Here is a 22724-nt window from a genome sequence, read left to right as displayed (position 1 = left end):
CACGGCGCCGACGGACCCGGATGCCCGTCGGCCCCTGCCAGTCCCCCGTCGGTCTCGTGCCAGTCCCCCGTCAGTCCAGGGTGGCCGTGTGCAGCTCGCCGCCCCGCTCGAGCACCAGGAGGTCCCCGGACGTGTCGGTGCGCAGCACGCGGGCACCGTGGCCCTCGAGCAGGGCGAGGAGGTCCGGGGCCGGGTGGCCGTAGGTGTTCTCCGAGCCGACCGGCACGAGCGCCACGCGGGGGCGCAGGGCCGCGAGGAACCGGGTGTCCTGGTGCCGGCTGCCGTGATGGGGGACCTTGAGCACGTCCACGGTCACTCCCGGGAGCAGGCGTGCCACCTGGCGCTGGGCCGTGGGCTCGATGTCCCCGGTGAGCAGGATCCGGAGTCCCCGGACCTCGATGAGCAGCACCAGGCTCGCGTCGTTGGCTCCCTCATCGCCGGCGCCCCGGTCGGCGGCTCCACCCCCGTCCGTGCCCGAGGGGGGTGCGGACGGAGGGGGCCAGAGCTGCTGGACCGAGACCGGGCCGAACTCCTCGACCGCCAGGTGGGACGGGACCACCGGGTGCAGGCCGGCGCCGGCGAGCTCCCGTGCCACCTCGCGGGCGCCGTCCGCCGGGGCCTGGAGCGGTGAGACCCGCACCTCGCCCACCTGCCGGTCCGCCAGGACCCCACGGAGGCCTCCGACGTGGTCGGCGTGGAAGTGGGTGAGCACCAGGAGCGGGACGCGTTCCACGCCCAGCCGGTCCAGGCACCGGTCCACGGCCACCGGCTCGGGACCGGCGTCGACCACGATCGCAGACCGCTCGCCCTCCCGGACCACCAGGGCGTCCCCCTGACCCACGTCGCAGACCGCGAGGAGCCAGCCGCGGGGCGGCCACCCCGGCGTGGGCGGTCGGAGCAGGATCACCCCCAGCACCAGGGCGCACAGGCCCAGCGTCGCTCCGGCCCGCCGCAGCAGGTGCGGGGCCGCCACCGCGATCGCCCCGCACAGCAGCGTGAGCAGCAACAGCGCGCCCGCCCCGGTCCCCCAGTCGATCGCCGGGGTGGGCAGCGAGGCGCCCCAGCGGGCGACCGCGATGATCCACGCCACCGACCAGGCGGCCGGCAGCGCGACGAGCTGGCCGAGCGCGGGCCAGACGACCGCGCAGAGGCCGCCCACAAGTCCGAGGACCGTGGCGGGGGCGACGGCAGGAGCGACCAGCAGGTTGGCCACCACCGCGACCAGGCTCACCTGGCCGGAGACGGCCGCGACCACCGGGGTGCAGGCGAGCTGGGCGGCGGCGGGGACGGCGACCGCCGCAGCGACACCCCTCGGCAGCCACCCCCGGGCTGACTCCTGCCACCGGGGCGCCAGCAGGAGGATGCCGGCGGTGGCCAGGACCGACAGGGCGAAACCGACCGAGACCGCCAGGCGGGGCTCCCAGAGCAGCAGCGCCACCACGGCGGCCCCGAGGGTCCGGATCCCCCGGTCGCGCCCGTTGCTGGTGAAGGCCAGCAGGGCGATGGAGCCCATCGCGGCGGCACGGACGACGCTGGGCTCGGTCCGGGCGAGCAGGACGAAGCCGACGATCCCGGCCGCTGCCAGCGCGTAGCGCCACCGGCCACGCACTCCCAGCCAGCGACCGCCGAGCAACAGGAAGCCGACCATCAGCGTGAGGTTGGTCCCGCTGACCGCGAGCAGGTGGGTCAGGCCCGTGGTCCGGAACTCCTCGGCCAGGGCGGGATCCAGCCCCGCGTCGTCGCCGACGACCAGTGACGGCACCAGGACGCGCTGGTCATCCGGTCGGGGGGCCACCGCCACCCGGATCCCCGCTCTCACCGCCGCGGCGCCCCGCCACCACAGGTCTGGCTCCTCCGGCCGCTGGGGCGGGGAGTCCCTGGCGCGCAGCAGGGCACCCACCTCGCCGTCGGCCGGCAGCAGGCGACCTTCGGCCAGCACCCGGGCGCCGAGGGGCACGTCCTGCCAGCCACCTCCGGCGAGCACCACGACGGGTGTCCTCACCCGCCACCGCCCGCCACGCCCGGTGACCCGCCTGACCGTGCCGCGCACCACGACCTGCTCGCCGTACTGCCCGAGAAGGGGACGTGGGTCGGAGGTGACCACCAGCTCCACCTCCACCGAGGCCCCGGCCTCGGCCAGGTCGGCCACCGGTCCGGAGGAGGTCTGGGCCACCCGCGCCCATCCCGAGAGCAGGACGGCGGCTGCGACGAGCACGACGGCCGCCGCCGTGGTGGCGCCAGCGGAGGAGCGCAGCAGGCACGCCAGGAGGAGGAGCAGTGCTCCCAGGGTCACCGCGACCGCCCAGTCGGGGGCACGGAGGCCGACCAGTCCGCCCATCCAGGCCGCGACGGCGAGCGCGGCCGTCCTGAGGTCACGCTGGGCCGCCGATCCGGCGGGCCTCGGCCCGGTCACACGGTGACCAGCGGGGCGAGCTCCGCGAGCGTCACCTCCCCGATGCCGTTGACCTCCAGCAGCTCCTCGACGGCGGTGAACCCGCCGTTCTCCGTGCGCCAGGCGACGATGGCCCCGGCGGTCACCGGGCCGACTCCCGGCAAGGTGTCGAGCAGGGCCTCGTCCGCCGTGTTCAGGTTGACCAGCCCGGAGGCTGCGGGGCTCGGAGCGCTCCCCCCGCCGGGCCCCGACGGTGCGATCGGACCAGCCGGCGCCTGGACCCCCACGAGCAGCTGCTCCCCGTCGACCAGGACCCGGGCGAGGTTGAGGCTCACCAGGTCGACCCCCCGGCGGGCTCCCCCGGCCTCGGCGAGCGCGTCCGCCACCCGGGAGCCCGCCGGCAGCACCACCAGGCCGGGACGGCGCACCCGCCCGGCGACGTCGACGACCACCTCGGCACCACCGGGCGCAGCGCCCGGAAGAGCGGCCGGCCCCGCACCGCGCGGCACTCCCCCGGTCGACCCGGTCGACCCGGTGGGCGCGGGGGCGGCCGCCGACGGGGCCGGGTCCGCCGCGACCGGCGACGGGTCGGCCGACAGCGCCGGCACCGCACTGGTCCGTGGCTCGCTCGAGATCACCCACCACGTCGTCCAGCCCAGCCCCAGCGCGACCAGCACCGCCACGACCGCCAGGTGTGCCGGCTGGAGGGCCACCCCTCCCCGCAGCCCCGGCAGCCACCCCAGGGCGACGTCGCGGCGCGCCGCGTGGCGGCCCGGGTGGGGCAGGGTCCGCACCGGTGGAGCCTCCCCCTCCTCGGGCTCCCACGGCGGAGGCTCCACGGCCGGCACCGGCGTCTCGAGCCCGCGCACCCGGGTGTGCTCCCCCCAGGTCCACTCCGTGACCTCGTCGGCCGGCGAGCCCGGACCCTCCCCGAGAGCCTCCCCGCGACCCGCCACAGGCTCGGCCGCCTGTTCGGCACGCACCGCGGCCAGCTCCGCCGACAGCAGAGCCAGTCGACGCGCGACGGCCTGTTCGTGCTCAGGGCTGGGACGACGCGACCGCATGCCCCCGACGCTAGGGAAGACGCGGCGCCCGCGTGCGCCGCTGCCCGTCCGCCTGTGGAGAACTCAGTCGCTCACAGGCGCGGAGAGAGCGCAGCGGCGACCATGCCGGGCCCGACATGGGCACCCAGCACGGCTCCCAGCTCGGTGCACCACAGCTCGCGGCCGGCAAGCTGGTCGCTCAGGCGCTCCGCGAGGCGGGTGGCGAGGTGCTCGGCCCGGTCGGGGTTGGCCAGGTGCGCCACGCAGATGTCGACCTGGTCGTCGCCCGCCGCGGCGACGACGAGGTCCTCCAGGCGCTGCAGTGCCCGGCCCGCCGTGCGCACCCGCTCCAGTGAGCTCACCTTGCCGTCGCGGATCTCCAGCAGTGGCTTGACCGAGAGGGCGCCGCCCAGCAGCGCCGCCGCGGCGCCGATGCGCCCGCCGCGGCGGAGGTACTCGAGCGTGTCGACGTAGAACCACGAGTGGGAGGCGGCGGCTCGGGCGCGTGCCGCCGCCGCGGCCTGCTCACGGCTGCCTCCGGCGTCGAGGACGTCGGCGGCCGCCAGCGCGGCGAAGCCGGTGGCGGCGGCGACCTGCCGCGTGTCGACCACGCTCACCGGGATCGGAGCCCCGCGGGCCGCGAGCTGAGCGGACTCGAAGGTGCCGCTCATCTCGCCGGAGAGGTGCACGGAGAGCACGGAGTCGGCCCCCTGCGCGGCCAGCCGCTCATAGACCTCGAGCAGCGCGGCCGGCGCCGGACGCGACGTGGAGACCGGGACGAAGTCGCGCAGGGCCTGGGCCACCATCTCGGGGGTCGCCCCGTCCGGCCCCTCGTCGTGCACCTTGGCCCCGATCACCACCTGCAACGGGACGACGACGATCCCGCGGGCCTCCGCCACCTCGGGCGGCAGGCTGGCGGTCGAGTCGGTGACGATCACGGTGCCGGGCACGGACGAAGGCTAGCGAAGTCCGGCCCGACCCCGCGCCGTCTCACCAGGGCGCGGACTCCGGGTGGAGCTCAGACGACGATGTTGACCAGCTTCGGCGCCCGGACCACGACCTTGCGCACCGGACGGCCGTCCACGGCCCGGATGACCGCCTCGTCGGCGAGGGCGGCCGCCTCGAGCTCGTCGGAGGAGATCTCCGGAGAGACCTCCAGCCGCGCCCTGACCTTGCCCTGGACCTGGACCACCGCCGTGACCGACTCCTCGACCAGCAGCGACTCGTCGACCTCCGGCCATCCGGCACGCGCCACGGTGGGCTGGTGCCCGAGCCGCTCCCACATCTCCTCCGCGGTGTACGGCGCGACCAGGGAGAGCAGGACGGCGACCGCCTCGACCGCCTCGCGGACCGCGGGGTCGTCGGGGCCGGCCCCGGAGTCGATCGCCTTGCGGGTGGCGTTGACCAGCTCCATGGTCCGGGCGATCACCACGTTGAAGCGGTGGGACTCGATCAGGCTCTCGGCGTCGTGCAGCGTCCGGTGGGTGATCCGGCGCAGCGCCACGTCTCCGCCCGCGGGGTCGGCGCCGACCTCGCTGGTCACGTCGCCGCTCAGCCGCCAGGCACGCTGGAGGAAGCGCTGCGAGCCTCCCGGTGACACGTCGGCCCAGTCGATGTCGTCCTCCGGCGGGCTGGCGAAGACCAGGGTGAGCCGCACGGCGTCGACGCCGAACTTCTCCAGCTGCTCGCCCAGGCGGACACCGTTGCCGAGCGACTTGCTCATCTTGCGCCCGCCGTTGATCACCTTCCCCTGCGACAGGTAGGCGGAGAACGGCTCGTCCCAGGAGACGAGCCCCATGTCCCGCAGCGCCTTGGTGAAGAAGCGCGCGTAGAGGAGGTGGAGCACGGCGTGCTCGTCGCCGCCGACGTAGAGGTCGACCGGACCCCAGGCGTTGGCCAGCTCGGTGTCGAACGCCTGCTCGTCGTCGTGCGGGGAGACGTAGCGCAGGAAATACCAGGAGGAGTCGACGAAGGTGTCCATCGTGTCGGTGTCCCGACGCGCCGGGCCCCCGCAGGTCGGGCAGGAGACCTCCACCCAGTCGGTGGCGGCCCCCAGCGGCGAGGTCCCCTTGGGCTTCAGGTCGGCGCCCTTGAGCTCGGGCAGCAGGACCGGCAGCTGGTCCTCGGGGACCGGGACCTCACCGTCGACCGGGCAGTGGATGATCGGGATCGGCGCACCCCAGTAGCGCTGGCGGGAGAGCAGCCAGTCGCGCAGCCTGAAGTTGACCGTGCCCCGGCCGAGACCACGGCGCTGGAGGAAGGCGATGGCGGTGGACTTGGCCTCCGCGACGCCCATGCCGGAGAGGTCGATCTCGTCGTTGGCGGAGTTGATGGCCGGTCCGTCGCCGGTGAAGGCCTCACCGTCGAAGTCGTCCGGCGGCTGCACGGTCCGGACGATCGGCAGGTCGAACGCCTTCGCGAACTCCCAGTCGCGCTGGTCCTGGCCGGGCACGGCCATGATCGCGCCGGTGCCGTAGTCGGCCAGCACGTAGTCGGCGGCGTAGACCGGGATGCGGGTGCCGGTCAGCGGGTTGGTGGCGTGCACCCCCAGGAAGACGCCGGTCTTGGGCCGGTCGGTGGCCAGCCGGCTGATGTCGCTCTCCTTGCGGACCTGGACCAGGTACTCCTCCAGGGCGCCGCGCTGCTCCTCGGTGACCAGCTCGCCTGCCAGCGGCGCGTCGGCGGCGACCACCATGAAGGTGGCCCCGAAAAGGGTGTCGGGACGGGTCGTGTAGACCGTCAGCGGCTCCTCACGGCCCTCCACCACGAAGTCGACGTGGGCACCTTCGGAGCGACCGATCCAGTTGCGCTGGGCGTTGACGACCTTGTTCGACCAGGTGGGCTGCAGGTCGTCGAGGGAGTCCAGCAGCTCCTGAGCGTAGGCGGTGGTGCGGAAGTACCACTGGGTGAGCTCACGCTTGGTGACCTCCGCCCCGCACCGGTCGCAGGTCCCGTCGACGACCTGCTCGTTGGCCAGCACCGTCTGGTCCTGGGGGCACCAGTTGACCGGGGAGTTCTTCCGGTAGGCCAGCCCCTTCTCGTGCAGCTTCAGGAAGAGCCACTGGGTCCAGCGGTAGTACGACGGGTCGGAGGTGTTGAAGCGCCGCGACCAGTCGAAGCTGACGGCGTAGCGCTGGAAGGACTCCAGCTGGGTGGCGATGTTGCCGTAGGTGTAGTCGGCCGGGTGCGCGTCGTTGCGGATCGCGGCGTTCTCGGCCGGCAGCCCGAAAGAGTCCCAGCCCATCGGGTTGAGCACCTCGTGGCCCCGCTGCCACCAGTAGCGGGCGATGACGTCGTGCAACGCGGTGACCTCGGCGTGGCCCATGTGCAGGTCGCCGCTGGGGTAGGGGAACATCGTGAGGGCGTAGCGCTTCTCCTTGCGCCCCGAGAGCACCGCCTCGTCGTCGGCCCGGAACGGCTGGAGCTCCTGCCAGACCCGCTGCCACTTGGTCTCGACGGACGCCACGTCGTACGAGGTGTCGCGCTCGTCCGCGTGCTCGGTCCCGGCGGTCTTCGGCTGGTCGCTCATCGTCTCTCCTGGTCGGCTCCTGCGAGGCACAAAAAAACCCTCCGGGCAAGGAGGGTGGCCGCGTCGATCCTGCTGATCAGCGCGGCTGGCCAAGAAGGAGGCTGGTACGCACAGCCCCATGCTACCCCCGCCCGCGCGCCGACGTCCCCGTGGGCGGCCGCCCGGCCGATCCGGTCAGGGGAAGCTCGTCGACCCCGGCTACGCCAACCCGACGTGGACGTTCCTGCTCGTCGTCAGCATGGTCGAGGCGGTCGGCTTCCGCGCCGCGTGCGCCGAGCCGTCAGCGGACGAACCGGGGGGTGAGCGGAGGGCTCCACCACTCCCCCTTGTTGGCCTTGAGCGCGCCGATCAGGTGCATCACGAACGCGTAGACCAGGGCGAGCGGGTAGGTCAGGAAGCCGATCAGCACGAAGAACAGCGGGATCGAGAGCAGGAGCACGATGCCCGTCACGATCTGGACGTTGAGCGAGTTCGCCGCGTGGGCGCGGACGAAGGGTCCGCGGTCCTTGTACATCAGGTAGATGACCAGGGACCCGACGAAGCCCAGGGTCCCGGCCGAGAGCACCATCGCGACCAGCGGGACCCCGTGCGCGAGGGCGCCCCAGTTCCGCTCCTGCGTGGGCGAGATCGGTGTCCGGGGTGCGGCGTAGTCGTACTCGTTCATCTCCAGCTCCTTCTCCGAGCGGTCCGTGCCGCTCTCCTCCCACTCAACCACTTGGACGGCCGGAATCGTTCCCGACTCAGGGTCCGGCCAGGGTCCGACCTGAGTCCCCCGCGAGTTGAGAAATACCCCCAGGGGTGTTTAAGGTTGCAGGGTCATATACCCCCCTGGGTATCGAACGAGCTGGCAGAACGGATCCGCATGAGCACCACCGCCTCCCCTGGCCCACTGGGGCGCCTCGGCGTCTGGGTCACCCACCACGCCAGGCTGGTCACCATCGTGTGGTTGCTGACCATCGTCGGCCTCGGCGCCTTCGCCCCGCAGGTCGAGCAGAACCTCTCCGGCGCCGGCTGGCAGGCGAACGGCTCGGAGTCCGTCCAGGCCCGCGAGCTGGCCCGGGAGCACTTCGGCGGCAACGCCTCCTCGGCGATCCAGGTCGTCGTCCGCTCCACCGAGGGGGCGGTCACCGAGGGTGAGGGCAAGAAGGTGCTGGCCGAGGTCACCGCCGTCCTGGAGGACGAGCCGCGGATCGCCGACGTGGTGCAGCCCTGCCTGGCGCCACGCTCTCCCAGGACGGGGACACCGCGATCGTCCTGGCCGGTGCGGGTGCCGACACCAACGAGATGGTCCGCGTCGCCACCGACCTGAAGGCCGACCTCCAGGGTCTCTCCACCGAGTCGGTCGAGGTCAACCCCACGGGCTCCTCGCTGCTGTGGAGCGACTTCAACGAGGCCAACCTCGAGGCGATGCTCAAGTCGGAGTTCATGTCCTGGCCGGTCACCCTGGCGATCCTCGTGCTCGCCTTCGGCGCCCTGGTGGCCGCCGGACTCCCCCTGATCCTCACGCTCGCGGGCCTGGTCGCCTCGGCCGGGTCGCTGGTGCTGATCAACGAGCTCTTCCCGGTCTCCATCTGGGCGATGAACTTCGCCATGATGTTCGCCCTCGCGCTGGGCATCGACTACGCGCTCTTCGTCGTGGTCCGCTACCGCGCCGCCCGGGCCGCCCGCCGCTCAGAGGATCCCGGCCGGGCCGTCGCCGACCGCCAGGCCGCGATCGCGCAGACCATGGACACCGCCGGCAAGGCCGTGCTGCTCTCCGGGCTCACCGTCCTCATCTCCCTCTCCGCGGTGATGCTCGTGCCCTCGCCCTCCTTCCGCTCCATGGCCGGCGGCATCATGCTCTCGGTCGTCTTCGTCCTCGCCGCGACCCTCACCCTGCTGCCGCTTGTCCTCTTCAAGCTCGACGACCGGATCAACAAGGGCGCACTCCCCTGGTCCCGGGCGGACGAGCACCGCTCCGCGAAGTTCGCCGCCTGGGGCGAGCGCCTCTGGAAGCGACCCGTCGCCTGGGGCCTCGCTGCCGTGGTCGTGCTGCTCGCCCTGGCCACCCCGGTCCTCGGGCTGCAGACCGCCATGCCGTCGATCAAGGTGCTCCCCGAGGACGCCTCCGCCCGTGTCGGCTACGACCGCGTCCAGGAGTCCTTCGGCGAGGGCGCACCCGGCACCCTGCAGGTCGTCACCGACCGCGCCGACGCCAAGGCCACCACCACGGTGCTGAACGCCGACGAGGGGATCGCCGCCGCGATGACGCCGATGCCGGCCGCGGACGGGTCGGACTACGTCCTGGTCCAGGCCGTGCCGACCGTGGACCCCTCCGACCCCGCCCTGACCGACACCGTGGAGCGACTCCGGGCCGACCTGCCCGGCTCCGCCCTCGTCGGCGGCGCCCCGGTCGAGAACCTGGACCTCAAGGCCCAGCTCGACGAGTCGACCCCGCTGGTCATCGGCGTGGTCCTGGTGCTCGGCTTCCTGCTCCTGCTGGTGGCCCTGCAGGCGCCGCTCATCTCGCTGCTGGGCACCCTGGCCAGCCTGCTGTCGACGGCGGCCGCCTTCGGGGTCGCGAGACTGATCTTCCAGGAGGGCTTCGGCGCGGACCTGCTCGGCTTCGAGTCCCAGGGGTTCCTCGACGCCTGGGCGCCGGTCTTCTTCTTCGCCATGATCTTCGCCATCGCGATGGACTACACCGTCTTCCTCCTGGCCTCGGCCAAGGAGCACTACGAGCGCTCCGGCGACGCGAAGGACGCGATGGTCGGCTCGCTCGCCCACTCCGGCCGGGTCATCTTCGCCGCCGGCGCGGTGATGGTCGCGGTCTTCTTCACCTTCGCCCTGTCGGGGCCCATCCCGCCCAAGGAGATGGGGGTCGTGCTCGGCATCGCCGTGCTGCTCGACACCTTCCTCATCAGGCTGGTGCTGCTGCCCGTGATGCTCCGGCTCACCGGCGACGCGGCCTGGTACAGCCCTGCCTGGCTGAGGAAGGTGCTGCCGAAGATCACCTTCGCCCACGACTGAGCCACGACCACTCCCACCGACCAGAGTCAGCACGGACGACGCCCCGAGGAGCTCCTCGGGGCGTCGTCGTCTGCCGGAGGGCTACCTGCCGCTGTAGACCGGAAAGACGCTGGAGTCGCCGTAGTCCTGGGCGCGCAGGTCGCGCAAAGCCGCCATGTCCGGCTCGGAGATCTCGAAGTCCACCTCGGCGTTGGCGCGCATGTGGTCGGGGTTCGCGGTCTTCGGCAGCGAGACGGTGCCCAGCTGCAGGGTGTAGCGGATGCACAGCTGCGGGACGCTCACGCCGTACCTCTCGGCCATCGCCCGCACCTCGGCGTTCCTCAGGATCTCCCCGTGCCCGAGGGGTGAGTACGCCTCCACCAGGATCTCCTTGCTCGCGCAGTACTCCAGGAGCTCGGAGGGCGTGTTGCCCGCGTGGACGAGCACCTGGTTGACGTGCGGGACGATCGCCGAGCCCTGCGCGAGGTTCTCCAGGTCCGTGCGCAGGAAGTTGGACACCCCGATGGAACGGATCTTGCCCGCCTCGTGGGCCTCCTCCAACGCACGCCACGCCTGACGGTTGCCGTCGGCGTAGTCGCCGCCCCGGAAGTCGCCCCACGGCTGCGGGGAGTGGATGAGCATGAGGTCGACGTACTCGAGCCCCAGCGTCGCCAGCGACCCGTCGATCGCGGCCACCGCGGCGTCGTGCTCCTTGATCTCGGCGGCCAGCTTGGTCGAGACGAAGAGCTCCTCGCGAGCCACGCCACTGGTGCGGACGCCCTCCCCGACACCGCGCTCGTTGCCGTAGGCCTGCGCGGTGTCGATGTTGCGGTAGCCGATCTCGATCGCCGCCCTCACCGCCGCCGACGCCGCGTCGTCGCCGATGAACCAGGTCCCGAGCCCCAGCTTCGGGATCTCCACGCCGTTGGTCAGGGTGTAGGTCTGGCTCAGGACGCTCATGTCTTCGCTCCGTGCTCCGGCAGCGCGCCGTACACCTCGTCGGTCACAGGCTCGAGCCATTCGTTGCGGACGTCCTCACCGGGGGTGATGAACGCGAGGTGGGAGAACCAGGAGCCGGACTTCGCGCCGTGCCAGTGCTTGGTGCCCGCGGGCACCCGGACGACGCTTCCCGGCTCCATGCTAACCGGAGCCTCGCCGTCGGCCTGGTACCAGCCGCTGCCGGCCGTGCACATCAGGATCTGGTCTCCCCCGCCGGCCGTGCCGTGATGGATGTGCCAGTTGTTGCGGCAGCCAGGCTCGAAGGAGACGTTGCTGACCGGAACGCTCCCCGAGGCGAGCGGAGCCAGATAGCTCTGGCCGGTGAAGTACTGAGCGTAGACGTCGTTCGGCGTCCCGAGCGGGAAGATCTGCTCGAAGTCGTCCGTCATCGTGCCTGCTCCGTGCTCCTCCGGTGCCCCAGGTCGTGGGCTCGACCCTCCCAGCAGTCTCCGCGCACTCCGAGGCGCCACGCAAGGGTGTCGGGGGCAAGGACGTCGTGGCCAGGACGTCGTGGCCAGGGGCGCCGACACCACTAGGGCCTGCACACGCAAGAACCCCCGACACGCGTCGCATGTCGGGGGGTTCGTGTACGTCGTTCTCGGTGGAGCTGAGGGGACTCGAACCCCTGACCCTCTGCATGCCATGCAGATGCGCTACCAGCTGCGCCACAGCCCCATCGTTTCCACCGCGGGCGGTGGCAACTCGCAGAATGTTAGCCAATGGCCCGCCGGGATGCGAATCGGGGGTCAGGCGTGTCGGTTCCAGGCCACCAGGCGCCGCACCTGCGCCGCGGTCTCCGGGTCGGTCGACTCCTGGACGAGCGCCCAATGGCAGTTGCCGAGCGCGCCGAAGCAGAGTCCGGCCCCCGCGGGCAGACCCACCCACTCCGCGGCCGTGACCCGCAGCGCCGCCCCGTGGGAGACCACGATCCCCAGACCCCCGTCAGGGAGCGCGGCGACCGCCTCGTCGAGGGCGGGCAGGGTGCGCGCCAGGAGCGCGCCGACCGTCTCGGCGCCTGGAGCCGCGTCGTACTCGCCGGCCTTGAACCGCGCGAACTCGGCCGGGTGGGAGGCGCGGTACTCCTCGTGGGACCAGCCGCTCCGCTCCCCCAGGTCGAACTCCCGCAGCCTCGGGTCGGTGAGGACCGGCAGGCCGGCAGCCACGGCCACGGCCTCGGCGGTCGCCCGCGCCCGACTGAGGTCGGAGGAGCGCACGAAGCACGGCCCCATGCCCGCCAACAGGTCGGCGACCTCCTTCGCCTGCCGCTCGCCGACCCGGTCCAGCGGCACGTCGTGCTGTCCCTGGATCCGCTTCTCGGCGTTGTAGGCCGTACGGCCGTGCCGCAGCAGCAGCAGCAGGGTGCGGGGCTCAGGCATCCTCGCGGTCGTCCGCGCCGCCCTCATCGGTCTCGCCGGCCTCGCGGGTCTCGTCGGCGTCCGGCACCTGCGCCGCGGAGGCACCGAGGTCGCCGAGGTCGATCGCGGGGCAGTCGCGCCACAGTCGCTCGAGGGCGTAGAACTGCCGCTCCTCCTCGTGCTGGACGTGGACGACGACGTCGCCGTAGTCGAGCAGCACCCAGCGGCCGTCCCGCTCACCCTCGCGGCGGATCGGCTTGGCCCCGATCTCGCGCAGCTTCCCCTCCACCTCGTCGACCACGGCCTTGACCTGTCGGTCGTTGCGCGCCGAGGCGATGACGAAGACGTCGGTGATCGCCAGCTGCTCGCTCACGTCGAAGGCGATGATCTGGGTGGCAAGCTTCTCCGAGGCCGCAGCGGCTGCGGTGCGGGTCAGCTCGAGCGCATGGTCGGTGGCGGTCACGAGGTCTCCTGGTGCTGGTGGAGCGGGATGGGCGAGTCGAGGTAGAGGTGGTGCTTGGCGATGTACTGGACGACGCCGTCGGGCACGAGGTACCAGACGGGTTCGCCTCGCCGCGTGCGCTGGCGGCAGTCGGTGGAGGAGATGGCCAGGGCGGGTATCTCCACCATCTCGACCCGGTCGGCGGGGATGGCCCCCAGGGTCTTGGCGTCCATCTCGTAGCCCGGGCGGGTGCACCCGACGAAGCTGGCGAGCTCGAAGAGCTCCTCGGCGTCACGCCAGGTGAAGATGTCGGCCAGGGCGTCCGCCCCGGTGATGAAGTAGAGATCGGTGTCCGGCAGCTCGGCGCGCAGGTCGCGCAGGGTGTCGATGGTGTACGTCGGCCCGGAGCGGTCGATGTCGACCCGGGAGACCCGGAAGCGGGGGTTGGAGGCCGTGGCGATGACCGTCATCAGGTAGCGGTGCTCCGCCGGGGAGACCGCTCGCTCCGACTTCTGCCACGGGTCGCCCGTGGGGACGAAGACGACCTCGTCCAGGTCGTGCCACGCCTGCACCTCGGAGGCGGCCACGAGGTGGCCGTGGTGGATGGGGTCGAAGGTCCCGCCCATCACCCCGACCCGGCGTGGGCCACGCACGCTCAGCTGTGCTCGCGTCCCGCGGCGAAGGCGAGGAGAGCGCCCAGCAGGGCGAGGAGGATGAGCAGGGTGATGACACCCACGGCCCAGGGGTTGACGCCGGCCCAGGTGTGGGACTCGGCCGCCGCGAGGAGAACGTCGTTGTGCGCCATGGCGTCGATCCTAGCGGCACCCGCACCGGAGCTGGTCAGCGGACGTGCCCGTCCCCGGTCACGACGTACTTGGTGGAGGTCATCTCCGGCAGGCCCATGGGTCCACGGGCGTGCAGCTTCTGGGTGCTGATGCCGATCTCGGCGCCGAAGCCGAACTCGCCTCCGTCGGTGAACCGCGTCGAGGCGTTGACGAGCACCGCCGCTGAGTCGACCCGCGCGACGAAGGCTCGCGCGGCGTTGACGTCGTCGGTGACGATCGCGTCGCTGTGCCCGGTGGAGAATCTCCGGATGTGCTCGACCGCCTCGTCGAGCGACTCCACCACCCGTGCCGAGATGTCCAGGGAGAGGTACTCCGCCCCGTGGTCCTCGTCGGTGGCGGGCTCCACCCCGTCGAAGTCGGCGAACGCCTCGTCACCGTGGATGGTGACGCCAGCGGCCTGCAGCGCCTCCACGACCCGGGGCAGGAAGACGCCGGAGACGTCCTCGTGGACCAGCAGCGACTCGGCCGCGTTGCAGACGCTGGTCCGGTGCGTCTTGGAGTTCAGCACGATGGCCAGTGCGCGGTCCAGGTCGGCCGCGCGGTCGACGTACACGTGGCAGTTGCCGGTCCCGGTCTCGATCACCGGCACCGTCGACTCCTCCACCACCGAGCGGATCAGGCCCGCCCCACCGCGGGGGATCAGCACGTCGACCAGGCCGCGGGCGCGCATCAGCACCTTGACGCTCTCGTGGCTCTCCCCCGGCACCAGCTGGACGACGTCGGCAGGCAGTCCCGCGCTCGCGACCGCGTCGCGCAGCACGTCGACCACCGCGGCGTTGGAGGACCTCGCGCTCGAGGAGCCGCGCAGCAGCACCGCGTTGCCGGACTTGAGGCAGATCCCGGCCGCATCGGCCGTGACGTTGGGGCGGGCCTCGTAGATCATCCCCACCACGCCGAAGGGGACGCGCACCTGGCGCAGCTCGAGCCCGTTGGCCAGGGTCGAGCCCCGCACCACCTCGCCGACCGGGTCCGGCAGGCCGGCGACGTCGCGCAGCCCCTGTGCCATCGCGGCGAGACGGTCCTGGTCGAGTCGTAGACGGTCGATGATGTTCTCCGGGGTGCCGGCCTCCCGGGCGCGGTCCACGTCGATGCCGTTGGCGGCCAGCACCTCGGCGGAGTGCTCCTCCAGGGCGTCCGCCATGGCGTGCAGCGCCCGGTCCTTGACCTCCCGCGTGGCCAGCGCCAGATCGTGGCTGGCGGCCCGGGCACGGAGGGCCACCTGCTGGAACTCGTGGGTGTCACTCATGGCGCCAAGCCTAGATCGACCGCCATGATGGCGGATGCCGGTCTTGCAGGACGGCGCCGCGCCAGGACAACCCGTCCGTCGCGCCGCGCGTCTCCTCCTCGACGGCACTGCGACGGTCCACTCCGGACTGTCCCGGACGGGGGGATGATCATGGCGACGACACGACGACGCAGGGCAGGGGCGGCCGCGGCTGCGGCCGCGGTGCTCAGCGCGGGCCTGGTGGCCATGGGCGCAGGGGGTGCCCGGGCCGAGCAGCACGTCCAGGGTCCGCCCGCCGCCGATCAGGCCGCCCCCTTCACCCTGTGGGCGCCCCGTCTCGTGGAGGCCACCACGGAGGGGGGCCGCGACCGCGTCTGGGCGGATCTCGGCGTCCGGGCCGTCGCCGGCGCCGCGCCCCTGGAGGTGCGCACGCATCGCCGCGACTGGGACGAGCCGATCACGGGGACCTGGTCCGCGGGCCCCCTGAGCGGCACAGTGCCGGCAGGCCTGCAGCGCGACTTCCGCGGGCTCTCCAACTTCCTCCGGGTCGAGTACCGCGACCGCCGAGGACGCCTGGTGGAGACTCGTCGCGTGGACGCGTGCCTGAACAACGGGGGTGAGCGGGCTCGTCCCGACGCCCCGGCGACCTCGCCCTACCCGCTCGGCTGCCCGTGGAACCCGTTCACCGTGGGGTCGGTCCAGGGCGTCCAGGCCGGGTGGGCCGCACCGCTCGCGTGGGACACCAGGGCCCTCCGTCTGGCGCCGGGCAGGTACGACGTGACCATCCGGGTCAACCGGCGTTGGGCCGACGCCTTCGGTCTGCCGACGGCCTCGCGCAGGCTGACCAGCACCCTGAAGGTGAAGCGCGGCCGCGAGCACCAGCACGAGCACGACGCCCGGGCAGGCAGGCACCCGGCGTCGCGGGGGGCGCTGATCCCGGCGCCGGCGCGGCCCGTGACCGACGCGGCGGGCAGCGCGGAGGGACCCCGCCCGGACCTGCGCTCCCTCCCCGCCTCCGGGATCGAGCTCAACGGCAGGAGCACCCACCTGCGCTTCTCCGCCACCGTCTGGAACGCCGGTGACTCGCCCCTGGTCGTCGACGGCTTCCGTCGCGGCCACCAGGACGTGATGGACGCCTACCAGTACTTCTTCGACACCGAGGGCAACCAGGTGGGTCACCAGGTGGTGGGCGAGATGAAGTTCCACCGGGCCAACCACCAGCACTGGCACTTCCAGGACTTCGCTCGCTACCGGCTGCTGCGGGCCGACAGGTCGGTGGCCGCCACCTCCGGCAAGGTCTCGTTCTGCCTGGCCAACACCGACGCGATCGACTACACCGTCCCCGGGGCGGACTGGCAGCCCGAGGGCACCGACCTCAGCACCGCGTGCGGCACCCCCGGTTCGCTGGCCGTCCGTGAGGTGCTCGCGGCCGGGTCCGGGGACACCTACATGCAGTACCGCGCCGGGCAGGCCTTCAAGATCGAGGGCCTGCCGAACGGGTGGTACTGGATCGCGGTGGAGGCCAACCCGTCGGGCCGGCTGGTCGAGCACGACACCAGCGACAACGTGAGCCTGCGGCGCATCCACCTGGGCGGCCGCCCCGGAGCGCGCACCGTCAAGGTGCCGCCGGTCGGCCTGGTCAGGGAGGACGCCGTCGGGTGAGCCCGGCACGGATCCTGCTCCTGGGCGACAGCCACCTCGCGCGGCTGGGCCGCAGCGTCCCCCTGCTCGGCACCGGGGTGATCAACCGGGCCCGCGGCGGCGCCTTCACCAGGGACCTCGCGGGTCAGGTCGCGGGCGTCGACGTGGCCGGGTGCGCGGCGGTGGTGGTCTCGGTCGGCACCAACGACGCCGCGCCGTGGAAGCGAGTACCGGTCGACGAGGGTACCGCGCACCTGACCGCGGTGGTGCAGGCGCTGCCGTGCCCCGTCGTCCTCCTCGCACCTCCCGGGGTGGACGAGGCACGCCTGCGCCGCGAGGTGGACCGCACCAACGCGGGTGTCGGGGCGCACCGAGCGGCGTTCGCCGACGTCGTGGTCCGCGCCGGAGGCACGGTGGTCGACGCCGCCGCCCTGCTGCACCCGCTGGGGCCGCTCGCCTTCCTCGACGACGGCGTCCACCTGACGCCGGCGGCCTACGAGGTGCTCCTCCCCGCCGTGGCCAGAGCCGTCGCGCTCACGTCCAGTGGCGGCGGACGACGGTCGTGACCGCGAAGGGATCGGTCCCGTGCTGGGCGGCCAGCACCCCCGCCCCCTCCGGCGACCCCGTGTAGAGGAGCTCGTCGCCGCCGATCCAGTGGTCCCAGGCGCGAGCGAACTGCCTGGCCAGCTCCGCGCGGGTGCCCAGCACCGTCGGGACGCTGTGCCAGACCACTCCGTCGGGGGTGACCGCACGCAGGCGACGAAGTGCCTGACTCGCGGTGAGCACCCGCCCCAACGGCACCTCGGGGACCTGACCGACGTGCCGCGCCAGCACGTAGCGCGGAGTCCCCATGGGCCCCAGCACCTCGTCCAGCGCCTCCGCGAAGAGCCCTGCCTCCTCGGTCGCCGCCCCCGAGAGGCGACACCGGTGCTCGCCGCCCGGATGCATCTCCACCACGACGTCGGCGGACCCGCTGCGGACCTGTCCCGTCTCCTGCAGCGCCTGCGCCACGGCGCAGGCCACCCGATGCACCGAGGGGAGGCCGTACGCCAGCTCCAGCTGCTCGCGAGCCCAGTCGTTGAGAGCGCGGCTGCGGCGTCGGCCCAGCTCCGCGAGGGCGACCCCTCCCCCGACGCCGAGGGCGGCGAAGAGCGCGGCCACACCGAGAGCCCCCTCCCCCGTGGCGAGGGTGCCGCCGACGACGCCGTTGAGCACCCCCAGCGTGCCGACGGGGAGCAGCGCGCCCGGGCGAAGGTCCGCCGGCGCCGAGGTCGGGCCCCGGAGGGCGATCCCCTGAGGCGTCGGCACCACTCCCGCGGGAGCGGGGTGGGCCGACCGCACGACGGCGTCCCCGGGGCGGCTCCCCGGGACCGCCCCGGCGGAACCCTCGCGCGATGACGCGGCGAGGACCCGCAGTGTCGGGGCCACCTGGTCCTGGTAGGGCGACCCCACCTGCCAGCGCCGGGCGATCGCCTGCCGCTGGCCACTGCGCTCGCGCATCCGGGCGTTGACCTCGTGGAACTGCGCGACCGGCGGTGGCGTGAAGGCGGAGAAGGACGAGTCCAGGTGCGCCACGCCGTCCACCACGTCGCCGTCCTCGTCGACGCCGTGGAACCCCTGGTGCTTGCGGACCAGCCGGGCCCAGTCGTTGTCGCCCTTGGGGTGCGCCTCCGAGACGCAGACGACCGACCAGTTGACGGCCACCTTGTCGGGCCACGCGGGGTCGGTGCGCAGGGCCCGTCCCCGGGTCTGCACCACTGCGGTCAGCGTGGTGGCGGTGGTGAGGTCGACCAGCCCGGTCACCCTGCGCGCGTCCCATCCCTCCCCCAGCAGGCCGCGGGTGCCGATCAGGACCTGGCAGTGCCCCTCCTCGAAGAACGTGGTCACGTGCCGGACCCACCGCCGGCTGCTCCAGCCGCCGACCAGGGCGCAGAGACCGGTCTCCTCGAGCGCCTGGACGACGAGCCGCCGGGCGAGTGCCGGGTCGGTCCGCGCCACGTGGTCGCGCAGCCTCTTCACCGTCTCCGGGGCAGCCGCGACCGTCGAGCCGGTGACCAGCACCGGGGCGAGCATGCGCGTCGACCAGTCCGCGGCGAGGGCGGCCAGGGTGGCGACCGCCGATCCCGACTGCTGGGCGATCACCCCGTGCAGCCCGCTGGGCAGCGTCGCCGCGGCGCGCTCGTGGTCACAGAGCACCAACATCCGGAGCCGGTCCCCGAGCTCGGCCGACTCGGTCGCCACGATCTCCACCGCCGCCTGGGTCTTCGCCTCCGACCGCGCCAGGACCCGGTCCACGCCGGAGCGCCCGCGCCGGATCCCGTTCCGGGTCCACACGTGCCCGACGGCCGGCAGTGCCGAGCGCACCACGTCGGCCGCCTCCCGGTCTCGCGGGTCCTGGCTGGGGACGACCTGCTTGAGCATCCAGTCCTGGAGGAGGAAGATCCAGTCCTCCGCGCTCGGAGGACGCCGGTGCTCCTCGAGGAGCCTGGCGCCGGCGGGTAGGGCGACGAGTCCGACGTGATGAAGCCGGAGGACGGCCCGGGCGAGCGCCGGCTCGCCCTTGGCCAGGGCCACCCACGACATCACCTCCGGGACGGGGACGACCGCACGCAGGTCCACCCAGGTCAGGAAGGAGACCGAGCCGAACTCGGGGTCGGTCAGGCGGGTGGTGAGCTCCGCAAAGCGGACGGCCTCCTCCGTGAGCCACTGCTCCTCGTGCTCGGTGGGGGTCGTCAGCCAGGCCAGCTCGGCGAAGGGGGCGAGATCGCCCTCCCGCACCACCGAGGGCACGCTGGCCGCGAAGACGGTGCTGCCGAAGAGCTCGTCGACGAGTCGCGCCTGGTCGCCCCTCAGCGCCTCGGGGGGCGTCGCGGTCAGGCCGAGCACCCGCGCTCCGGAGAGCAGGTCGAGGAGCTCTGCCAGCAGGCGCCCCCAGACCTCCACGAGATGGTGGCACTCGTCCAGGACGAGCAGCAGACCGTCCTGGTCGCCGGCCTTCTCGACCAGGGCACGGCCGCGGGGGTGCAGACGGTCGAGCAGAGGCCCCGCCGCGGCGCGTAGCCCGAGCGTGCGGGTCTCCGGGTCGTCAGGCTGCTCCGGGTCGTCGCCGACCTCCGCGTCGGGGTCGAAGACCGCCAGGGACTGGTAGGTCAGCGAGGTGAGCTGACCGGTGAGCTCGCGGTCCGTCCCTGCCTCGAGACCGTGCGAGCGTGCCGCCCGCACCCACTGGTCCTGGATGGCGGTGTTGGGGCTGAGCACCACCACGTGGCTCACGTCTCCCGCGGCGAGGTGCCGCGACGCGGTCTCCAGCCCGACCCTCGTCTTGCCCGCTCCGGGCGGCAGCACCACCCAGGCACGCCGGCGTCCCGCCGACCATGCCTCCTCCAGGGCTTCCAGCGCCTTCCGCTGATGGGTGCGCAGCGGCGGCGGGACCGTCATGGCCGACACGCTAACCGTCCGGTCACCGGGGCCAGGGCAGGGGTCAGGACCCCGGAACAGCACGACGCCCCGTCACCGCAGAGGTGACGGGGCGTCGTGGACGCGTGAGGCCGATCAGCCCTTGCGCGCGTTGATCTGCTCGGTGGCGGCGGGCAGAACCGTGTGCAGGTCGCCGACGACGCCGAAGTCGACCAGCTCGAAGAGGGGCGCCTCCTCGTCCTTGTTGACCGCCACGATCGTCTTGGACGTCTGCATACCGGCCCGGTGCTGGATCGCACCGGAGATGCCGGCGGCCACGTAGAGCTGCGGCGAGACGGTCTTGCCGGTCTGCCCCACCTGGAAGGTGTGCGGCTTCCAGCCCGAGTCGACCGCGGCGCGCGAGGCGCCCACGGCGGCGCCGAGCGCGTCGGCGAAGTTCTCCACCGGCTCGAAGTTGCCACCGGTGCCACGACCACCCGAGACCACGATCGCGGCCTCGGTCAGCTCGGGACGCCCGGACGCCTGACGGGGCTGCGAGGCCACGATCTGAGCGGTCTTGGCGGCGTCGGAGATGGTCGCGGCGAACTCCTCGACCGTACCGGCACCCGCCTTCTCCTCCGGGGCGGCGGAGTTGGGCTTGACGGTGATGATGGGCGTGCCCTTGGTGACCTTGGCGGTCACCGTGTAGTTGCCGGCGAAGACCGACTGGGTGGTGACCGGCCCCTCCTGGACGTCCACGGCGTCGGTGATGAGGCCGGACTGGACCTTGATCGCCAGGCGCGCCGCCACCTCCTTGCCCTCGACCGTGGAGGAGATCAGCACCGCGGCGGGAGAGGTCTTCTCCACCAGCTGCTGCAACGCCTCGGCCTTGGGCGCGACGAGGTAGCCCTTGATCTGCGCGTCGTCGACGACGTAGACCTTCTCGGCTCCGTACTTCTTGACGGCCTCGGCAACCTCGGCACCCTTGTCGGCACCACCGATGAAGACCGCGGAGGGCTCACCCAGGCGCGCGGCGATGGTGAGCAGCTCGTAGGTCGGCTTCTTGACCGCACCGTCGACATGGTCGACGACAACGAGGACTTCAGACATGGCTCACACGCTCCTCAGATGAACTTCTTCGAGGCGAGGAACTCGGTCAGCGCCTTGGCGCCGGTCCCGTCCTCGTCCTTGACGATCTCGCCGGCGGTGCGCGGCGGGCGGGCAGTGGTCTCCTCGACGGCCGACCAGGCCACCGACAGGCCGACCTCGCCGGCGTCGACGCCGAGGTCGCTCAGGGAGAAGGTCTCGAGCGGCTTCTTCTTGGCCGCCATGATGCCCTTGAACGACGGGTAGCGAGCCTCGCCCGACTGGTCGGTCACCGAGAGCACGAGCGGCATGGTGCCGCCGATGACCTCGGTGGCGGAGTCGCCGTCGCGCTTGATCCGGACCTGGTCGCCCTGGGTCTCCACGACCGAGGCCTGGGTCACCTGGGGCAGGTTGAGACGCTCGGCGAGCATGGCGGGCACCACGCTCATCGCACCGTCGGTGGAGGCCATGCCGCACATGACGAGGTCGGCGGGGCCGATCTTCTCCACGGCCTTGGCGAGCACCAGCGAGGTGGCGATGGCGTCGGAGCCGGCGATCGCGTCGTCGACCACGTGCACGCCCTTGTCGGCGCCCATCTGCAGGGCCTTGCGGACCGCGTCGACCGCCTTCTCGGGGCCCACGCAGAGCGCGGTCACCTCCACGCCGTCGCCAGCCTTCTCCTTGATCTGGAGGGCCTGCTCCACGGCGTACTCGTCGAGCTCGGACAGCAGACCGTCGACACCGACCCGGTCAACGGTCTGGTCGGACTCGAACTGACGATCTGCAGTTGCGTCGGGGACGTACTTCACACAGACAACAATGTTCATGGTGTGTGGCCCGGGGGCCCCTCCTGTGCACTCGAATGTGATCGCGAGGTTACAACCGAGAGACCCCACCGTGGAACTCGGTCCACGGTGGGGTCTCTCACACCGCCCGGTGAGGCGGTGTCACTTGGTCAGTCGATCAGCACTTGAAGATGCGGCAGGCCAGCTTCTTCAGGGCGTTGAGCAGCTGGGTGAACCAGTCGCCACCCGGGTTGGGGGTGGGGGTCGGCTTCACCGACGGGGTCGGCGTCGGGGTCACGCTCGGCGTCGGGGTCGGCGTCGGGGTCACGCTCGGCGTCGGGGTCGGCGTCGGCGTCGGCGTCGGCGTCGGGGTCGGCGTCGGCGTGGGGGTCGGCGTCGGGGTCGGCGTCGGCGTGGGGGTCGGGGTGGGGGTCGGCGTCGGGGTCACGGAGCCCTGGTAGGTGCCCGTGCCGCTGCTGGCCTTGTAGCCCTCGGCGTTGGTCGGCTTGAAGTTGGCCGTCACCGTGTAGCTGCCGACAGGAAGCGCCGGCAGGGTCGCGGTGGCCTTGCCAGCAGTGACGGTGCCGCTGATGGTCTGGCCGTTGACGACGAAGTCGACCGAGCCGGCCGGGGTGCCACCGTTGGAGCTGATCGTCGCGGTGGCAGTGTTGCCCGAGATCGCCAGCGCGGTGGTCGTGGTCGCCTGGACGACCTTGACCGTGTCGACGGTCATGTTCTGACCCGGCTGCGGCTCGCACGGCACCGGGGTGCCGCTGCCGATCGACAGCTCGGTGCCGTCAGCCCGCAGGTAACGCAGGGTCGAGGTGTAGCGAACCAGCGCGAGGGTGTTGTCGCCCAGCTTGCTGGCGGTGAAGTCAGCGCCCTTACCTGCGGCGTTGACGGTCAGCGCACCGGCGGTGCCCACCTGGGTGGTCGGCACGTTGACGGTCGTCGTCAGCGGGTTGCCGTTCAGGGTGGACTCGCTCACCGAGGTCCCC

The 22724-nt window shown here is 72.6% G+C and carries 20 protein-coding genes and 1 tRNA gene; 4 read left to right on the top strand and 17 right to left on the bottom strand.

Translation table 11 applies throughout. The features are described from left to right. Nucleotides 1-70 precede the first annotated feature (70 nt). The 5 genes from AC3X7R_RS18285 to AC3X7R_RS18265 all read right to left on the bottom strand — a co-directional run bounded on the left by AC3X7R_RS18285 (nucleotide 71) and on the right by AC3X7R_RS18265 (nucleotide 7628). A complete protein-coding gene (locus AC3X7R_RS18285; protein ID WP_489967119.1) occupies nucleotides 71-2413 on the bottom strand; it encodes a ComEC/Rec2 family competence protein in 2343 nt (780 codons plus the stop codon). Beyond that, complete coding sequence (locus AC3X7R_RS18280) at nucleotides 2410-3456, bottom strand: ComEA family DNA-binding protein (RefSeq protein WP_489967118.1); 1047 nt, start codon at nucleotides 3454-3456, stop codon at nucleotides 2410-2412. The genes AC3X7R_RS18285 and AC3X7R_RS18280 overlap by 4 nt, the downstream gene beginning before the upstream one ends. A gap of 71 nt (nucleotides 3457-3527) precedes the next feature. After that, nucleotides 3528-4385, bottom strand: a complete 858-nt coding sequence (locus tag AC3X7R_RS18275; protein WP_489967117.1) for a DegV family protein — start codon at nucleotides 4383-4385, stop codon at nucleotides 3528-3530. A 68-nt stretch (nucleotides 4386-4453) separates the two neighbouring features. Continuing rightward, on the bottom strand, nucleotides 4454-6964 hold the full coding sequence (leuS, locus tag AC3X7R_RS18270; protein ID WP_489967116.1) for a leucine--tRNA ligase: 2511 nt from the start codon (nucleotides 6962-6964) through the stop codon (nucleotides 4454-4456). A gap of 280 nt (nucleotides 6965-7244) precedes the next feature. Then, entirely contained in the window at nucleotides 7245-7628 is a 384-nt protein-coding gene (locus tag AC3X7R_RS18265) for a DUF4870 domain-containing protein (protein WP_489967115.1), read from the bottom strand. A 198-nt stretch (nucleotides 7629-7826) separates the two neighbouring features. Here AC3X7R_RS18265 and AC3X7R_RS18260 point away from each other — a divergent pair, with 198 nt between their 5' ends. Together AC3X7R_RS18260 and AC3X7R_RS18255 are read left to right on the top strand one after the other, a co-directional pair. After that, the gene (locus tag AC3X7R_RS18260; protein WP_489967114.1) at nucleotides 7827-8273 is read left to right on the top strand and encodes a hypothetical protein; all 447 of its coding nucleotides are present in this window, start codon (nucleotides 7827-7829) and stop codon (nucleotides 8271-8273) included. Continuing rightward, entirely contained in the window at nucleotides 8174-9973 is a 1800-nt protein-coding gene (locus tag AC3X7R_RS18255; protein WP_489967185.1) for an MMPL family transporter, read from the top strand. The genes AC3X7R_RS18260 and AC3X7R_RS18255 overlap by 100 nt, the downstream gene beginning before the upstream one ends. An 81-nt stretch (nucleotides 9974-10054) precedes the next feature. On the opposite strand, the gene AC3X7R_RS18250 is transcribed toward AC3X7R_RS18255, so the two are convergent. From AC3X7R_RS18250 to AC3X7R_RS18215, 8 genes are all read right to left on the bottom strand, one after another. Next, on the bottom strand, nucleotides 10055-10912 hold the full coding sequence (locus AC3X7R_RS18250; RefSeq protein ID WP_489967113.1) for an aldo/keto reductase: 858 nt from the start codon (nucleotides 10910-10912) through the stop codon (nucleotides 10055-10057). After that, nucleotides 10909-11340 (bottom strand): cupin domain-containing protein, encoded by a 432-nt coding sequence (locus AC3X7R_RS18245; RefSeq protein WP_489967112.1) that lies wholly within the window; start codon nucleotides 11338-11340, stop codon nucleotides 10909-10911. The genes AC3X7R_RS18250 and AC3X7R_RS18245 overlap by 4 nt, the downstream gene beginning before the upstream one ends. A gap of 213 nt (nucleotides 11341-11553) precedes the next feature. Next, a tRNA-Ala gene (locus AC3X7R_RS18240) sits at nucleotides 11554-11626 on the bottom strand. Between the two features lie 71 nt (nucleotides 11627-11697). After that, nucleotides 11698-12327: a histidine phosphatase family protein gene (locus tag AC3X7R_RS18235; protein WP_489967111.1), complete on the bottom strand. Its 630-nt coding sequence runs from the start codon at nucleotides 12325-12327 to the stop codon at nucleotides 11698-11700. Further along, entirely contained in the window at nucleotides 12320-12769 is a 450-nt protein-coding gene (gene rsfS, locus AC3X7R_RS18230; protein WP_489967110.1) for a ribosome silencing factor, read from the bottom strand. The genes AC3X7R_RS18235 and rsfS overlap by 8 nt, the downstream gene beginning before the upstream one ends. Further along, nucleotides 12766-13401: a nicotinate-nucleotide adenylyltransferase gene (nadD, locus tag AC3X7R_RS18225; protein WP_489967109.1), complete on the bottom strand. Its 636-nt coding sequence runs from the start codon at nucleotides 13399-13401 to the stop codon at nucleotides 12766-12768. Before nadD ends, rsfS begins: the two co-directional genes overlap by 4 nt. A gap of 2 nt (nucleotides 13402-13403) precedes the next feature. Then, nucleotides 13404-13553: a hypothetical protein gene (locus AC3X7R_RS18220; protein WP_489967108.1), complete on the bottom strand. Its 150-nt coding sequence runs from the start codon at nucleotides 13551-13553 to the stop codon at nucleotides 13404-13406. Nucleotides 13554-13588: 35 nt separating this feature from the next. Then, nucleotides 13589-14839, bottom strand: a complete 1251-nt coding sequence (locus AC3X7R_RS18215; RefSeq protein ID WP_489967107.1) for a glutamate-5-semialdehyde dehydrogenase — start codon at nucleotides 14837-14839, stop codon at nucleotides 13589-13591. Nucleotides 14840-14989: 150 nt separating this feature from the next. On the opposite strand from AC3X7R_RS18215, the gene AC3X7R_RS18210 reads away from it, so the two are divergent. Together AC3X7R_RS18210 and AC3X7R_RS18205 are read left to right on the top strand one after the other, a co-directional pair. Then, a complete protein-coding gene (locus AC3X7R_RS18210) occupies nucleotides 14990-16480 on the top strand; it encodes a lysyl oxidase family protein (RefSeq protein ID WP_489967106.1) in 1491 nt (496 codons plus the stop codon). Then, on the top strand, nucleotides 16477-17025 hold the full coding sequence (locus tag AC3X7R_RS18205) for an SGNH/GDSL hydrolase family protein (RefSeq protein ID WP_489967105.1): 549 nt from the start codon (nucleotides 16477-16479) through the stop codon (nucleotides 17023-17025). Before AC3X7R_RS18210 ends, AC3X7R_RS18205 begins: the two co-directional genes overlap by 4 nt. Here the strand turns inward: AC3X7R_RS18205 and AC3X7R_RS18200 are convergent. From AC3X7R_RS18200 to AC3X7R_RS18185, 4 genes are all read right to left on the bottom strand, one after another. Continuing rightward, nucleotides 16994-19897: a DEAD/DEAH box helicase family protein gene (locus AC3X7R_RS18200; protein ID WP_489967104.1), complete on the bottom strand. Its 2904-nt coding sequence runs from the start codon at nucleotides 19895-19897 to the stop codon at nucleotides 16994-16996. The two genes, AC3X7R_RS18205 and AC3X7R_RS18200, sit on opposite strands and share 32 nt — an antisense overlap. Nucleotides 19898-20011: 114 nt before the next feature. Continuing rightward, nucleotides 20012-20965 (bottom strand): electron transfer flavoprotein subunit alpha/FixB family protein, encoded by a 954-nt coding sequence (locus AC3X7R_RS18195; RefSeq protein ID WP_489967103.1) that lies wholly within the window; start codon nucleotides 20963-20965, stop codon nucleotides 20012-20014. Between the two features lie 14 nt (nucleotides 20966-20979). After that, nucleotides 20980-21750 (bottom strand): electron transfer flavoprotein subunit beta/FixA family protein, encoded by a 771-nt coding sequence (locus AC3X7R_RS18190; protein ID WP_489967102.1) that lies wholly within the window; start codon nucleotides 21748-21750, stop codon nucleotides 20980-20982. Between the two features lie 154 nt (nucleotides 21751-21904). After that, nucleotides 21905-22724, bottom strand: an 820-nt coding sequence (locus AC3X7R_RS18185) for a hypothetical protein (protein ID WP_489967101.1), incomplete at its 5' end; no start/stop codon positions are given.

It is taken from the genome of Nocardioides sp. Z22_16 (assembly GCF_058134365.1).
Note: the sequence above shows the minus strand (reverse complement) of the source record. Positions and strands in the feature narration are given on the sequence as shown.

Coding starts and splice junctions, on each gene's coding strand:
- AC3X7R_RS18200 (WP_489967104.1), bottom strand. CDS start 19,897: ATGACGGTCCCGCCGCCGCTGCGCACCCATCAGCGGAAGGCGCTGGAA.
- AC3X7R_RS18245 (WP_489967112.1), bottom strand. CDS start 11,340: ATGACGGACGACTTCGAGCAGATCTTCCCGCTCGGGACGCCGAACGAC.
- AC3X7R_RS18210 (WP_489967106.1), top strand. CDS start 14,990: ATGGCGACGACACGACGACGCAGGGCAGGGGCGGCCGCGGCTGCGGCC.
- AC3X7R_RS18265 (WP_489967115.1), bottom strand. CDS start 7,628: ATGAACGAGTACGACTACGCCGCACCCCGGACACCGATCTCGCCCACG.
- AC3X7R_RS18215 (WP_489967107.1), bottom strand. CDS start 14,839: ATGAGTGACACCCACGAGTTCCAGCAGGTGGCCCTCCGTGCCCGGGCC.
- AC3X7R_RS18280 (WP_489967118.1), bottom strand. CDS start 3,456: ATGCGGTCGCGTCGTCCCAGCCCTGAGCACGAACAGGCCGTCGCGCGT.
- AC3X7R_RS18235 (WP_489967111.1), bottom strand. CDS start 12,327: ATGCCTGAGCCCCGCACCCTGCTGCTGCTGCTGCGGCACGGCCGTACG.
- AC3X7R_RS18195 (WP_489967103.1), bottom strand. CDS start 20,965: ATGTCTGAAGTCCTCGTTGTCGTCGACCATGTCGACGGTGCGGTCAAG.
- AC3X7R_RS18260 (WP_489967114.1), top strand. CDS start 7,827: ATGAGCACCACCGCCTCCCCTGGCCCACTGGGGCGCCTCGGCGTCTGG.
- AC3X7R_RS18220 (WP_489967108.1), bottom strand. CDS start 13,553: ATGGCGCACAACGACGTTCTCCTCGCGGCGGCCGAGTCCCACACCTGG.
- AC3X7R_RS18250 (WP_489967113.1), bottom strand. CDS start 10,912: ATGAGCGTCCTGAGCCAGACCTACACCCTGACCAACGGCGTGGAGATC.
- leuS (WP_489967116.1), bottom strand. CDS start 6,964: ATGAGCGACCAGCCGAAGACCGCCGGGACCGAGCACGCGGACGAGCGC.